This window comes from Pauljensenia sp. UMB1177 (assembly GCF_030217965.1).
GTDB classification, from domain to species: domain Bacteria; phylum Actinomycetota; class Actinomycetes; order Actinomycetales; family Actinomycetaceae; genus Pauljensenia; species Pauljensenia turicensis_A.
In genome coordinates this window covers 43,537-57,031 of record NZ_JASOOV010000004.1, presented here as the reverse complement: position 1 = coordinate 57,031, position 13,495 = coordinate 43,537, and the positions used below count along the sequence as shown (strand labels likewise).

Below are 13,495 nucleotides of genomic sequence, written 5' to 3'. Positions count from 1 at the left end.
CCAAATCTGGGGCTCATCACACGCTTCAACCCGCCGTGGAATCGGTCACGTCCGAAGCAAAGCGCAATTCAAGAACGCGAATAAACCAGCTGCCCATTGATCACGACATGGTCGGGCTGATCCAATGCACCGCTTGTTCGCGGATCCTCGCGGTAGATCAGAAGATCCGCACTGGCACCCGGACTCAACTGCTCAAAGTTCAGTGCAATGCGGGACTTCCATGTGGCGACATCGATCAGTTCTAAGCGCGATACTCCCCGATCCAGCCAGAGTTCAAACTCTTTACCGATCGTCCCATGCTCTTGGTAGCCACCAGAATCAGTACCCATCACCAAGGTGACGCCGAATTCCCGGAGCATCGCGAAATGCTCGCGACGCTCGTCGTACATACGAGACATGGTCGCACCGTATACGGGGTATTTCGCTCCGGCCTGATCAGCGAAGTCCTTGAACAATTCAACTTGAAGTAGCGTCGGAGTGATCAGCACTCCCCTGCGCGCGGCCTCATCTGCTTGATCCGCGTCCATGCCCGTCGCGTGTTCAATGTCGTCGACGCCCGCTTCAAGAAGCGAGTCGATCGTCGCGTGAGCGAAGGAGTGAACCGCCACTTTCGCACCGTTTTCGTGGGCAGCTGCAACGGCATCCACAAGAACCTCCGTCGGCCACAGCGGCTCGAGGTCAGAATCTACACCATTCGAGCGATCAATCCAGTCGCCGACCAGTTTCACCCAGCCGTCGCCCCGTTTCGCCTGCTCAGCGACGAGGTCCGGAAGATCAGCGAGATTCTCACAGTCGATGGGCATGCCACGAATGTATCGCTTGGGACGAGCAATATGACGTCCTGCTCGAATCAGTTTCGGCAGGTCATCGCGTGAATCCAACCAACGGTTATCAACGGGAGCGCCACAATCGCGCAGAGCCAAGACACCCGTGTTCCTCTGGGCACGCGCCTGTACTTCTTGCTCTTCAAGGCCCACGGGCCCATCTGATCCAACGCCAATATGGGCGTGAGAGTCAACGAATCCGGGCACCGCAAAGCCGGTGAAGTCCGAACCTGTCGTCCCGGCCTCGTCGATCATGGTGATGCCGGAAGGATCAATCTTCCACGAACCGGTTGTCCACGATGCCGGTGAGCCGGAGGTCGCGGACCAGAGTAGCGATCCCTGAAAGATCACTTGAGGCCGGCCATCATGCGCTTGATGTCGTCTGGCAGATCATCCATCGACGGACGAGCGGTCGGCTCGGGAGCAGGCGCACCGCCGAATGCGGATCCTGCAGCGGGAGCAGACGAACGTTGCTCGGGCGGAAGAAGAGCCTCAAGCTCCTGCTGGCGACGCTTCGCAGGATTACCGGAACGCGCCTTCTTCTTGACCTTCGCACGCTTTGCCTGAGCGGCACGCGCATTCGCCTTCTGCTTCGCCTTACCGCCCTGGCCGGGCATGTTACCGAAGCCGGGCATTCCGCCCATCGCACCCATCTGGCCCATCATGGCCTTGGCAGCTTCAAAGCGCTTGACCAGCGAGTTCACCTCAGCAACCGTTACACCGGAGCCTCGTGCGATACGCGCACGACGCGAACCGTTCAACAGCGAAACATCTTCACGTTCCGCTGGCGTCATCGAACGGACAATCGCCTCAATACGGTCGACCTCGCGTTCATCGAAGTTTTCAATCTGCTCGCGAATCTGGCCTGCGCCAGGAATCATGCCGAGCATCTTCTTCATCGAGCCAAGCTTCTTCACCTGTTGCAACTGCGAGAGGAAGTCACCCAAAGTCAGTTCGCCGGCCATTGCCTTTTGCGCCATGCGCTCGGCTTCTTCGGCGTCCAGCTTCTTTTCTGCCTGCTCGATCAGGGTGAGAATGTCGCCCATATCGAGGATGCGTGACGCCATACGGTCAGCGTGGAAACGCTCAAAGTCATCGAGGTTCTCACCCGTGGACGCGAACAGGATCGGTGCACCGGTCACGCCTCGCACGGAGAGCGCAGCACCACCGCGGGCATCACCGTCGAGCTTCGACAGGACAACACCGGTGAAGCCCACGCCATCGCGGAACGCGGTCGACGTTTGGACGGCATCCTGACCGACCATCGCGTCAAGCACGAACATGATTTCGTGCGGTTGAACAGCATCGCGGATCGCGACAGCCTGAGCCATCATTTCTTCGTCGACACCCAAACGACCCGCGGTATCGACGATGACCACGTTAATGCCGTTTTCAATCGCGTGGTTCAGACCCGAGCGTGCGACCTGCACCGGATCGCCAACGCCGTTACCGGGTTCGGGTGCCCACACTTGAACGCCAGCACGCTCACCCACAACCTGCAACTGGTTCACTGCATTCGGACGCTGAAGGTCAGAGGCAACAAGAAGAACGGACTTGCCTTCTTCGCGGAGCCACTTACCGAGCTTTCCGGCAAGCGTCGTCTTACCGGCACCCTGCAGACCAGCAAGCATGAAGACCGTCGGGCCGCGATCAGCAAACTTCAGTTCACGAGTTTCGCCGCCCAGAATCTCAACCAGTTCCTCGTTGACGATTCGAATGACCTGCTGTCCGGGATTCAGTGCCTTCGAACGCGCCGCACCGTAGGCCTTCTCACGGACCGAGCTGGTGAACTGACGGACAACGGGAAGAGCAACGTCAGCATCAATCAGGGCGCGACGAATCTCTGAAATTGTCTGGTCAACATCTGATTCGGTCAGCACACCACGAGAGCGAAGCTGTTTAAAAGACTGAGTCAGCCGATCCGACAGATTTCCAAACACGTTGAGTCTCCCAAAAGGTGGAAAGCAAAAAGGGTACGAGGCCATGACCTCGTTGAGTGGTCAAAGCCTATCGCACGCGGGCTATCACAGCCGTATGCGAGGCAGCCCTCACACAGCGTGAGACTGACCCGCCTAGCGTGCAACTCGAAAAGTGTCAGCCATTCACGATGGCGTCAACGAAGCCCTGCGGATCGAACGGAGCAAGATCGTCAGCGCCTTCACCCAGGCCAACGAACTTCACCGGAACACCAAGAGCCTTCTGCACGGAGACAACAATGCCCCCCTTTGCAGACCCATCAAGCTTGGTCAGGACAATGCCGGTCACTCCAACAACTTCAGCGAAAACCTCAGCCTGCTTCATACCGTTCTGACCGGTGGTCGCATCGAGGACCAGCAGAACCTCGTTGACGGGAGCCCGCTTTTCCATGACACGCTTGACCTTGCCAAGCTCATCCATCAGCGTCGACTTCGTCTGCAGACGACCAGCGGTGTCAACCAGCACGACATCAATATTCTTGTCTGCGCCAGCCTTGAGCGCATCGAAAGCAACCGAAGCCGGATCTGCGCCCTCGCGGTCAGAAGCAACGACCTCAACACCAACGCGCTCACCCCACGTGCCCAGCTGTTCGCCGGCAGCAGCGCGGAAGGTGTCAGCTGCACCCAGCAAAACGCTCTTGCCTTCGGCAACGAGAACGCGAGCCAGTTTGCCAACGGTCGTCGTCTTACCGGTGCCGTTCACGCCAACCATCAGGATCGATGCGGGAAGCTCACCTGTGTCGCCCTGACGATCAAGATGCAGGCTACGATCCATCGCAGGATCAACCAGCGCAAGAAGCTCTTCGGAAAGAAACCTCTTAATGGAATCAGTGTCGTGAACACCTTCGACAGCCACGCGATTCTTTAGTGCCTCAATCAGCGTGTCGGTCGCTTCAAGACCAAGATCAGCGACAAGAAGCGTATCTTCGACTTCTTCCCAGTCAGCGGCTTTCAGCTCACCACGGGACAACACCGAAACGATAGCCTTGCCCAGCGTGCCCGAACGCGACAGGCGCGACCGCAGGCGAGCCATACGGCTCGGCAGTGATTCAGGAACCTCAACTGACAGTTCAGGTGCTTCGACAGTCTCTTCAACAGGTGCTGTCAGCTGGTCTTGCCCGCCATCTACGACAGGGTCAGACGTCGGAGCGCACAAGGCGGCCTCGTCGATCGGCGACGGACTACCGCGCGCATCAGGTGCATCTGCGGGGACCTCATCCGCAGGAGTTGTCGGCGCGGCCGTAACTGGCGTGGCCGGAGTAGCAGGCGTAATAGTCGGCATGGACTTCTTCGAGCTACGCGCAACTCCAATACCAATGCCCACGATGACAACGACGAGCAGTGCAATACACGCAATGCCCGCCGGAGAGCTTAAAAATGAAAGAACAGCGTCCATGGGCTCATCATCTCCCATGGACGCTATCAAGTTCCACTTATTGGTTGAACCTAACGGAGTCGAACACTAGTGGCACGCTAGGCAACGTTTACTCGGCCGAAGATTCCTTGCCTGCCTTGCGGTGCTCCTGCATCGCTTCAAAACGATCCGTCACACGCTCAATACGATCAACGCCGGGCAACCGATCCGCATCAAAATACGCGTTCTTCATCGACGACGTATCACCCATCAGATCCGTCAACGTTGTCGAGTGAGGTGACACGGGATCGGCATCATTTTCGGGAGCATTCGTCAGCTTCTCACGCTGGTCACGAAGATGTTCCTGCCAAACGGACGCAGGGCGACGCTCAAGTGCCAAACCAACGATCACCGCAACAGCGATAACCACAACGAGCAGAAGAACAAAGGCCATGATGAGAAAACCCGAGAGCATGTAACTATGTTCTAACTGTTCGAGCCCGCCCGCCACCTCACACTTAGTGACTTCATCGTTTCGTGACCATGAGATGACTCACCGCAACGTTACTGAGATAAGACAAACGCGAGGTGATCAGTCGAGGTAATCGCGAAGCACCTGGCTACGCGACGGGTGACGCAACTTCGACATCGTCTTCGACTCGATCTGACGAATACGCTCGCGCGTCACGCCATAGACCTTGCCGATCTCATCCAGGGTCTTCGGCTGACCATCGCCCAGACCGAAACGCATCGACACAACGCCAGCTTCACGCTCCGACAGGGTGTCGAGCACGTTGTGGAGCTGTTCTTGAAGAAGCGTGAACGACACAGCGTCGGCGGGAACGATTGCTTCAGAGTCTTCGATCAGGTCGCCGAACTCAGAATCGCCATCTTCGCCCAGCGGAGTGTGAAGCGAGATCGGTTCGCGACCGTACTTCTGAACCTCGACGACCTTTTCGGGCGTCATGTCGAGTTCCTTCGCCAGTTCTTCCGGCGTGGGTTCACGACCAAGATCCTGAAGCATCTGGCGCTGGACGCGAGCGAGCTTGTTGATGACCTCAACCATGTGGACAGGAATACGGATCGTGCGAGCCTGGTCAGCCATTGCACGCGTGATCGCCTGACGAATCCACCAGGTTGCGTAGGTGGAGAACTTGTAGCCCTTCGTGTAGTCGAACTTCTCAACTGCACGAATCAGACCGAGGTTACCTTCCTGGATCAGATCCAGGAACTGCATGCCACGACCCGTGTAACGCTTAGCCAGCGAAACGACCAGACGCAGGTTTGCTTCCAGCAGGTGATTTTTCGCCAGCTGACCGTCGGATGCCATGAAGTGCAGCTCACGACGTTCCTTCGCCGTCATCGAATCGGCTTCGTTCTTCAGCTTGTATTCAGCGTAGAGGCCAGCTTCAATACGGCGGGCAAGGTCAACTTCCTGCTCTGCGTTCAGCAGCGAAACCTTGCCGATCTGCTTGAGGTAGTCCTTGACCGGGTCCGCGGTTGCGCCCGCGACGGTCACCTGCTGGACGGGCTCATCGGACTCGTCGGAGTCGGAAACGACGAAACTCCCCTTCGTCTTTGCCTTCGACGTTGTTACCTCAACGACTGACGGCTTAGGCTTGGACTCTTCATCTTCCTCTTCAGATTCGTCTTCAGATTCCTCTTCATCATCTGACGTATCGTCGCCATCTGTGTCTTCAGTATCGTCGAGTTCTTCTTCGTCGTTCAGATCGATATCAGCATCGTCGATATCGTCTTCAGTCTCTTCTTCAGACTCTTCAATTGCCGGTTCTTCGACCTTGGGCTCGTCCTTCTTCTTGCGACGAGTCGTCTTCTTTGCAGGCTTGTCTTCTTGAGCCTCTGTAGCCTCTGCAACCTTCTTGGTACGACGCGTAGCTTTCTTCGCGGGCTTACCTTCTTGGGTCTCTGCACCCTCGACGGTCTTCTTGGTCGTGCGACGAGTTGCCTTCTTCGTGGACTTGTCTTCTTGAACCTCGGCAGATTCGCCGTCCTTCTTCGTGGTGCGACGAGTCGTCTTCTTTGCCGTTTTTGCGGGCTCTTCCTGGGTAAGCGGAGCCTGCGCGTCGGTTGTAGGAGCATCACTAGAAGCGACTTCAGCGGTCGCCTTCTTCGTGGTACGACGCTTGGTCTTCTTTGCAGGAGCCTTGGTGGCTTCAGCTTCAGACGAAGCCTTTGCAGTTTCGTCGGCGACCTTCTTCACGGTACGTCGAGTCGTTTTCTGAGCAGGCTTCTCTTCGGGAGCGACGTCGCCAGCTTCCGCGGTCTTCTTTGCCGTACGGAGCGTGGTCTTCTTTGCTGGAGCCTTGGTAGCTTCGTCGGTAGCCTTTTGAGTCACAGCCTTCGAAGCACGCTTCTTCGTTGCTGGTGCGGTCTTTTCTACCTCTACTGTTTCGTCAACCCTACTAGCCTTGGAAGTAGTCTTGGACCCCTTGGTAGTGCTCGATCCGGCCACACCTATCCCTTTCGCAGAAAATGGGGACTTCTTCGCGCCGATTCGGGCGCTGAAAACCTACTTTTAATTATAGTCCGATAGTGCAAATTTTCCTGATGAACTCACCTGTCAACCCCTATTTTTAATGATGTAGCTCACCAAAGGTGAAACAATAATGACCAGCACCACATTTACACGTGTCACGCTACAGTGTGACCTATGGAAACACTTACCGCACGGTTCGCCGAACTCCGCCCCACCATCGACAATGCGACTCACGATCATCTGATCGCGTTGATGGATGAAATCGGCACGTCACGAGTCTCGGATGAATTTACTCAGACCTGCGTCGCCTCGATCCAGTCAGGCAAGCGTTTCCGCGGACTTCTGGCATATTTCGGGGCTTCGTTGGCCTTGCAACGTCCGCTGGATGATCCGGATCTTGACCTTTCGGCGTTGGCAGCCGGCCTTGAGCTCTACCAGGCCTCAGCATTGGCGCACGACGATCTCATTGACCATGCTGATACGCGTCGCGGAGCCCCCACTCCCCATGTTCGCCTTGCTGAGATTCATCGCGATAGGGGCTGGGAAGGGTCTGCAACCGCATTCGGTGCCGCCGGCGCCGTTCTTGTCGGTGACCTGTTGTTCTCCGCCGCCCAGGCCGCAGTCAATTCTCAGTGCTCACTGTTGGCCCCGGAGCGCGCCTTCTTGCTCATGCAGCGTTTTACGACGATGCACGCGGAAGTGGGCTTGGGGCAATACCTTGATATCCGAGCAGAAAATCTTCCGTTGGACGTCGAAGATAACGTTGCCATCAGCGTCGAGGATGTCATGGAGGTTGTCCTCCACAAGAGCGCGCATTATTCGATCGTCCACCCGGCGATTCTCGGGGCGATTGCCGGCGGTGGTTCACCCGAGCTGATCCAGGCGTTGGACTCCATCCTCACTCCGTGGGGTATCGCTTTCCAGCTTCGCGATGACGATCTGGGGATCTTCGGCGACCCGGCAACCACGGGCAAGCCTGCCGGCGATGATCTGCGTGAGGGCAAGCGAACCGTATTGCTTTCTTTGGCGTGGTCTCATGCGACTGTAGACGAACGTCGCACTCTGCTCGGAGTGCTCGGCGACGAGGATGCTTCGGATGAAGCGATTGCCCAGTGCGCGACGATTATTGAAGAACGCGGTCGACGCGCCCACGAGTCGCTGATCGATTCTCTAGTGAAGGAAGGCCATCGCGGTTTTGACGCCTATCCATTCACTGAAGATCAGCGTCGCGATCTGACCGAGTTGGCTGAGATCATCACCGCCCGTACGGCGTAACCAGTCACCTTACGCGTTCAGATTTGCCTTCTGTGATAATGAAAAGAACGAGGCAACGCACATGGCGAGCCTCGTTCTTTGTTCAAGCGCGGGTCGGAATAATCTCAGAACGCCAGAGTTGAGGCGATTGAATTGACCTTGTGGTGGCGCCCCTTCAACAGGGCTTCCATGGGCGTTTCACCGAGTTCGTCTTGAACGGTGTACAACCAAGCAGCCGCTTCTTCGGGCGTAAAACCGTCGTCCTCCAGAAGCGTCAGCGTGCCAGGAAGGCTGAACAGTGGCTCCCAGCCGTTTGCACCTAAGACAATGATTTCGCGAGGAATCGCAGGCTTTCCGCTCTCGCCCTTCACGGCAAACAAAACATGATCACGCACAAACTGCTTGATCCGGCGTTCTTCGACGCCCAACAGACGACCGGCTTCTTCAAACGAAATAGTTTCCACATTCTGGGTCATGTTCTCAGCCTAGCCGTCAAACGCTCCCCCGGCCTCGTCTCGAGGCACTGAGCGCACGAACTCACATGGCGCGCCGTCTTGCGTACGCCCACTACGGCGCCCCTCTAATACAATCCGAACGTGACCGATTTTGATTCAGACCGACGCACCCCTGACACTGGTTCGCAGCCGACTGAACGCCTGCAGACCCTACCAGGGCATCGTGTTGCACCTGAATCACCCGAGCCCAACGATCTTTCATCCCCTACGAGCGACCAGATTGATCCGCTTCTAGGAATGCTTATTGACTCGCGCTATCGCGTAATCCGCCTGCTGGCTCGTGGCGGAATGGCAACCGTGTACGTGGCACAAGACGAACGCTTGGAGCGCCCGGTTGCTTTGAAGATCATGCATCCGCATCTTGCCCAGTCACAGGATTACGTTGCTCGTTTCCGTCGCGAAGCGCGATCCGCTGCCCGCATTATTCACCCCGGTGTCGTCTCGGTTTTCGATCAGGGTGTTGTTGCTGGTCAGGGATTCTTGGTCATGGAACTCATCGACGGACCGACCCTTCGCACTGTCTTAAACGAGCAAGGTTCTTTTACCGTTGGGCAAACACTGTCCTACGTTCACGACGTTCTTGACGCACTCCGAGCCGCTCATCGTGTTGGTGTGATCCACCGCGACATCAAGCCAGAAAACGTCCTTGTTCCCGCAGATCCGCCTGCTCGCGTGACCGATTTTGGTTTAGCACGCGCGGCCTCTGAAGTGTCACTTTCGACCACTGGTTCAATGCTGGGAACCGTGGCCTACATTGCTCCGGAAGTTGCCCTGTCACACGACGTTGATCAGCGCACCGACCTTTACGCCGTTGGCATCATGGCGTTTGAAATGCTCACGGGTTCAGTGCCGTGGGAAGGCGAAAATGCTATCCAGATTGCTACGCATCATGTGAATGATCCCATTCCGATGCCGTCGGCTCTGGTCAGCTGGTTGCCTCGCGAAATTGATGACTTTATTTCAGCGTTAGCTGCAACGAATCCTGATGAGCGACCAACAGACGCCGGTGAAGCACTTGAGCTCCTCGCTCGCGTCGAAAGTGGACTGCCGGAAGAAATCCTTGCTCGTCGAGCCGACGTTGCACCAAAGGTTGCCTCTTCTGCGGGAGAAACTGCCACTTGGGAGCATCTGGGTGTGACCTCTTCACTTCCCCCGAATGGTCATTCCACGTCCCGCACTGTTGTCCAGGCCGCTGGAGTGCAAGGAGCGATGCATTCTCCAAAAAAGAATCGCCGTTCGTTCATCGGCAAGTTCCTGGCCATCATTGCCTTCGTCTCTATCATCGGTGGTGTAGGTGGCTGGTGGTGGTGGAACGAGTATGGCCCCGGCTCGTACTTGACCATGCCTCAAACAGCTGGGCGTTCCTCACAGGCCGTGAAGTCAGAGCTTGCAGCTCTTGGGCTTGGAGTGATTGAAGAGGAAGCGTTCTCTGACACCGTCCAATCCGGTATCGTCATTTCTTCTGATCCCGGTGGCGGGCAGCCTGTTCACAAGAACGCAGAGGTTCGCGTAACAACCTCCAAAGGCATCGATATGCGACCTGTGCCCGATCTTGTTGGAAAGAACAAGTCTGAGATTGAGACTGTGCTCACCGATGCTGGTTTAGCCGTGGGCACAATCAACGAAGAGTATTCGGAAGAGGTTGCCAAGGATATCGTCATTTCTCAGTCCTTGGATCCCGATACGTCGATCCCCCACGATACGAAAATCGATGTTGTTGTCTCGAAGGGTCGAGAACCACTGACGGTTCCGGACCTCATGGCGATGAGTAGCGCTGATGCTCAGGCTGCGATCGAGGCACTGGGATTGGTCGCGTCGCCAAGTGAAGAGTACTCGGACAGTGTCGCCGAAGGCTCCTTGATTTCTCAGACAACAGCAGCTGGCACGACTCTCCATAAGGGCGACAAGGTCGAATATGTCGTTTCCAAGGGGCCAGAAACAGTTGAAGTCCCCTCCATTACGGGTAAGCAGGAAGCTGAAGCGAAACGAATCCTGGAAGCTGCCGGCCTGAATGTCACGGTTCAACGCGTGCTCGGTGGCTTCTTCGGGACCGCGCGTTACACAGATCCCGGTGCTGGCACGGTTGTGAAAAAGGGATCGACGGTCACCCTCTTCATCGTGTAGTCGATAGCTCTGCATAGAGCTTCTACCGATACAGCTTCCACTGTGGCTCTCACTACAGCTGTCAGAAGCGTTGACGGTGTCACTCCAACGCCCGACACCCATACTTCGACAAACTCCGCCACGTCACACCATGCCCCCGTCCAAGAACACGAACACAACCAGGAAAGCGCCCAAAAACGGGGTCCGCTCCACGCAACCCCCACACCATCGCCACAGACGACCAAAGCCACCAGAACAAGGCCGCGCCCGCCAAGCAATACGATGCTTGTGCGGGCACGGCCTTGTTGTATCGGGACTAAGATTTAGAGATCGCGACGCAAATACTCTGCGACTTGGAATGCCATTTCCAGCGACTGCTGGTGGTTCAAACGTGGATCCACCAGGGTCTCGTAGCGCTTCTGAAGCGACTCATCGTCAAGCTTTGCTGAACCACCAATAACTTCGGTGACATCGTCACCGGTCAGTTCAACATGGATGCCACCCGGGACGGTTCCTGCTTCATCATGGGCATCGAAGAAGCCTTTCACTTCCTCCATGATCGTTTCAAAGCGACGCGTCTTATATCCGGTCGACGAGGTGATCGTATTGCCGTGCATGGGATCGGTAATCCAGGTGACGGGGCGACCGTCAGCCTTCGCAGCGCTCAGCAACGGAGGAAGATTTTCAAGAATCGTACCTGCACCCATGCGAGTGATGAATGTCAGACGTCCTTCTTCCCCTTCGGGATTCAATCGATCCATCAATCCAAGCAGATCGTCGGGGGTCGTTGTAGGACCAACCTTGACGCCGATCGGGTTACGCACACGTGCAAGAAGCTCAATATGAGCACCTTCAAGATCACGTGTGCGTTCCCCTACCCACAAGAAGTGACCAGATGTGTCATAGGGCAAGCCGTTACGCGAGTCGATACGCGTCATTGCTGACTCATATTCAAGCAGAAGTGCCTCGTGCGACGAATACAGATCAACGTCACGCAGTGAATCAAAGTCAACACCGGCAGCCTGCATGAATTGGACGGCGCGGTGGATCTCTTCAGCCAACGACTCGTAGCGTGCGTATGCGGGGTTCTGCGTAAAACCACGGTTCCAGTGGTGAACCATGCGCAGGTCAGCGTAACCACCCTTCGTGAAGGCGCGAATCAGATTCAGCGTCGACGCAGCATGGTGGTACGTCTGAAGAAGACGATCCGGATCCGGGATACGCGCTTCGGGCGTGAACTCGTAGGAATTCACCGCGTCTCCTCGGTACGACGGAAGAGTCACGCCGTCGCGGGTCTCCATGTCGGAAGAACGCGGTTTCGCATATTGTCCGGCGATACGACCAATCTTCACAACGGGAAGCGAAGCACCGTATGTCAGGACAACCGCCATCTGAAGAAGCGCCTGAATCTTTAGACGCAGGTGATCAGCGGTGGATTCTGCGAAGGTTTCGGCGCAGTCTCCACCCGTGAGGACGAAGGCTTCACCGCGTCCCGCAACTCCCAACCAGGTCCGCAGATCGTCCACTTCACCAGCAAACACAAGCGGTGGCTGGCGACGCAACGCTGTTGTTACGTCTTCGACTGCCTGCGCATCCGGGTAAGTCGGTTGTTGCAGGGCTTCACGGCTACGCCATGAGTCCCACGGCGCGTCCGTACCGGCTTCTGGAGCTACGAGATTCTCCGGGTCGCGGCACGCCGGGTACTGTGCGAACCGTGGCGTGCCGCGACCGGGATTCATAGGAAAACTCACTGTGCAGCGGGCTTCACTTCCTGGCCGATCTCGGCCATCATGTCGAGGAACCACTTCTGAGAAATATCGAAGGGTTTGCCACCGGCAATACGCGGGAAGGCGATTGCGGTCAGACGGTCACCGTTTTCTTCATCGTGGCCGATAACGCCGGATTCGCCCTTGAGAGCGCATTCGACAGCAAGATCAGTCATGGACTTGATCAGGCGCAGGTCCTCAGCGTTTGCACGCGAAGAACGTGAGAAGTAGCCCGACTTCTGGACCATGACCTTCTCAGCGTCAATCTTGGATGCGAACTGCTTGGCGAACCACTGGCCGGGGTTGATGGTGTCGAGCTTGACGTGTCCGAAGGGGTCGCGTTGGACCTCAACGCCAGCTGCTTCCATTTCAGCGATGATCTCAGGAACGCCGGCACCCTCGGAGAGGAAGATGTTGACGTTGCCCTGCTCGTCCATGATCTTCTTCAGGCGGGCGGCCTCGGCGTCGATGTCGAGTGCCATTTCGGGTAGGAAGACAGCGTGGATGTCCCAGCGCTCCTTCGACAGGCCGATGGAGGGAACCCATTCCTGGGTCTTCAGCCAGTTGTGGTACTCAAGCGAACCAGCAGCGGTCAGCCAACCGCAGTGCCGACCCATGATTTCATGGATGATCAGCATACGGGGGTTGGAGCGGTGCTCGCCGATGACGTTCTGTGCATACTCGGAGACTTCTTCAGCGGCGGTCCATGCACCCAGGGACTGACGGATCGGCACAACGTCGTTGTCGATCGTCTTGGGCAGGCCGACGACCGTCAGGTGGTAGTCATGTTCTTCGAGATAGGCAGCAAGATCTGCAGCCGTGGTGTTGGTGTCGTCACCACCGATGGTGTGCAGGACGTCAACGCCATCCTTACGGAGCTGCTCAGCAGCCTTTTCAAGCGGGTTTTCGCCTTCGGCGACAAGGCCACGCTCGACGAGGTTCTTCGCGTTGGTCAGCTTGACGCGCGAGTTACCGATCGGGGAGCCACCGAAGCGGTGAAGGACGCCAGCATGCTTACGAGCTTCTTCGTCAACGACGACGAAGTTGCCGGTCAGCAGACCGTGGTAGCCGTTCTGGTACGCGATAATCTCGATCGAAGGATCGATTTCGTTGTAGCGCTCAATGAGGCCACCAACAGCGGAAGAAAGACACGGAGCGAAGCCACCGGCGGTGAGCAGAGCGACGCGACGAACCGACATGGAAACA

Annotated in this window: 10 protein-coding genes; 2 read left to right on the top strand and 8 right to left on the bottom strand. The window is 56.8% G+C overall.

Annotation, left to right across the window (positions count from 1 at the left end; genetic code table 11):
- Positions 1–68 precede the first annotated feature (68 nt).
- From QP442_RS06165 to QP442_RS06145, 5 genes are all read right to left on the bottom strand, one after another.
- On the bottom strand, positions 69–1,175 hold the full coding sequence (locus QP442_RS06165) for an amidohydrolase family protein (RefSeq protein WP_006681185.1): 1,107 nt from the start codon (positions 1,173–1,175) through the stop codon (positions 69–71).
- Positions 1,172–2,764, bottom strand: coding sequence for a signal recognition particle protein (ffh, locus tag QP442_RS06160; RefSeq protein WP_285069701.1), 1,593 nt, complete (start codon positions 2,762–2,764; stop codon positions 1,172–1,174). Before ffh ends, QP442_RS06165 begins: the two co-directional genes overlap by 4 nt.
- Before the next feature lie 154 nt (positions 2,765–2,918).
- Complete coding sequence (gene ftsY / locus QP442_RS06155) at positions 2,919–4,196, bottom strand: signal recognition particle-docking protein FtsY (protein ID WP_285069700.1); 1,278 nt, start codon at positions 4,194–4,196, stop codon at positions 2,919–2,921.
- Between the two features lie 88 nt (positions 4,197–4,284).
- The gene (locus QP442_RS06150) at positions 4,285–4,629 is read right to left on the bottom strand and encodes a hypothetical protein (RefSeq protein WP_050998791.1); all 345 of its coding nucleotides are present in this window, start codon (positions 4,627–4,629) and stop codon (positions 4,285–4,287) included.
- A 117-nt stretch (positions 4,630–4,746) separates the two neighbouring features.
- Positions 4,747–6,627 carry an RNA polymerase sigma factor gene (locus QP442_RS06145; protein ID WP_285069699.1) on the bottom strand — a complete coding sequence of 627 codons (1,881 nt, stop codon included), beginning with the start codon at positions 6,625–6,627 and terminating at the stop codon, positions 4,747–4,749.
- A 198-nt stretch (positions 6,628–6,825) separates the two neighbouring features.
- Between QP442_RS06145 and QP442_RS06140 the strand changes: the two genes are divergently transcribed.
- On the top strand, positions 6,826–7,926 hold the full coding sequence (locus QP442_RS06140; RefSeq protein WP_103631884.1) for a polyprenyl synthetase family protein: 1,101 nt from the start codon (positions 6,826–6,828) through the stop codon (positions 7,924–7,926).
- A 104-nt stretch (positions 7,927–8,030) separates the two neighbouring features.
- Here QP442_RS06140 and QP442_RS06135 read toward each other — a convergent pair whose 3' ends face one another.
- On the bottom strand, positions 8,031–8,381 hold the full coding sequence (locus QP442_RS06135; protein WP_006681191.1) for an Rv2175c family DNA-binding protein: 351 nt from the start codon (positions 8,379–8,381) through the stop codon (positions 8,031–8,033).
- Between the two features lie 120 nt (positions 8,382–8,501).
- Here QP442_RS06135 and pknB point away from each other — a divergent pair, with 120 nt between their 5' ends.
- The gene (pknB, locus tag QP442_RS06130; protein ID WP_219585188.1) at positions 8,502–10,544 is read left to right on the top strand and encodes a Stk1 family PASTA domain-containing Ser/Thr kinase; all 2,043 of its coding nucleotides are present in this window, start codon (positions 8,502–8,504) and stop codon (positions 10,542–10,544) included.
- Between the two features lie 302 nt (positions 10,545–10,846).
- On the opposite strand, the gene QP442_RS06125 is transcribed toward pknB, so the two are convergent.
- Entirely contained in the window at positions 10,847–12,262 is a 1,416-nt protein-coding gene (locus QP442_RS06125) for a class II 3-deoxy-7-phosphoheptulonate synthase (protein WP_179369715.1), read from the bottom strand.
- Between the two features lie 8 nt (positions 12,263–12,270).
- Positions 12,271–13,488, bottom strand: a complete 1,218-nt coding sequence (locus tag QP442_RS06120; RefSeq protein ID WP_179369716.1) for a pyrophosphate--fructose-6-phosphate 1-phosphotransferase — start codon at positions 13,486–13,488, stop codon at positions 12,271–12,273.
- Positions 13,489–13,495: the final 7 nt, after the last annotated feature.

Excerpts from the sequence above, each read along its gene's own strand:
- ftsY (WP_285069700.1), bottom strand. The coding sequence starts at position 4,196 with ATGGACGCTGTTCTTTCATTTTTAAGCTCTCCGGCGGGCATTGCGTGT.
- QP442_RS06150 (WP_050998791.1), bottom strand. The coding sequence starts at position 4,629 with ATGCTCTCGGGTTTTCTCATCATGGCCTTTGTTCTTCTGCTCGTTGTG.
- QP442_RS06140 (WP_103631884.1), top strand. The coding sequence starts at position 6,826 with ATGGAAACACTTACCGCACGGTTCGCCGAACTCCGCCCCACCATCGAC.
- QP442_RS06135 (WP_006681191.1), bottom strand. The coding sequence starts at position 8,381 with ATGACCCAGAATGTGGAAACTATTTCGTTTGAAGAAGCCGGTCGTCTG.
- QP442_RS06125 (WP_179369715.1), bottom strand. The coding sequence starts at position 12,262 with ATGAATCCCGGTCGCGGCACGCCACGGTTCGCACAGTACCCGGCGTGC.
- QP442_RS06120 (WP_179369716.1), bottom strand. The coding sequence starts at position 13,488 with ATGTCGGTTCGTCGCGTCGCTCTGCTCACCGCCGGTGGCTTCGCTCCG.